The 845-nt window shown below is 41.8% G+C and carries 1 protein-coding gene; it reads right to left on the bottom strand.

The window, feature by feature from the left end; all coding sequences use genetic code 11:
• Positions 1-845 (bottom strand): hypothetical protein (locus AC1DSE_RS35925; RefSeq protein WP_477529203.1); only part of this gene is annotated, 845 nt, incomplete at both ends.

Below are 845 nucleotides of genomic sequence, written 5' to 3'. Positions count from 1 at the left end.
GTACTCTTTAGCATATCCTTCGCTTTATCCATTCGAATGTCCGTCAAATGCTCGATGAACGTTTTTCCTGTATTCATTTTGAATAGCAGGCTTAAGTAGGTTGGCGTCATATACACTTTCTGTGCCACACTTTGCAAGGATACATATTGGCATTCCTGCTCCATATGATGAATCGTTTTTTTGATAATGCTGCGGTGACTCTCCTTCTGGTTGTACGAGAACACTTCTTTCAGACCAATAAAAAAATGAATGACATACTGTTTAATTTCATCTAAAGTCGCAAGCTTCACGATCGACATCACGTCAAACCGCTCATACATGCTTACATGCTCTGTCTCTGATAATACACGTTTTTCTATTCCGACGAGAAGCCTAACGGTCACATCATATACGCTCTGTGTATCAATCGGTCCATCATGAAGCAGCTCAGCGTAAAAAAGGTGAACACTTTCTTCAATCTCTGCGGTTGTCTCTGCGGCTTTGTAAACGTCAAAAAGCTGCTTCTCCTTATCTGATGGGTATTGCTGCAGCGATTCCAAGCGTCCCAGCTCGCTGAAATAATTAATCTTGCCCGTTCCACTATAAAATTTATACTGCAGCGCTCGCGCAGCCTGCCGATAGGAATGGACAATATCATATAATTGACTGCATGGTTTGCCCACGCCGACATTGAAGGAATGAAGAAAATGCTCTTTAAGCATAGTCTGCATCTTCTCGATAGATTCTTTCGATACCCATGAGAAGAGCATGCCAATTCTGCCCTCCTCATCCACAAATACGACGCTGCCTTCGGTCATTTTTTTTTGCATGTAATCCCGAATTTGTTCCAAATAAATAATTTTCTC

It is taken from the genome of Paenibacillus sp. 01L418, assembly GCF_056400045.1.
Note: the sequence above shows the minus strand (reverse complement) of the source record. Positions and strands in the feature narration are given on the sequence as shown.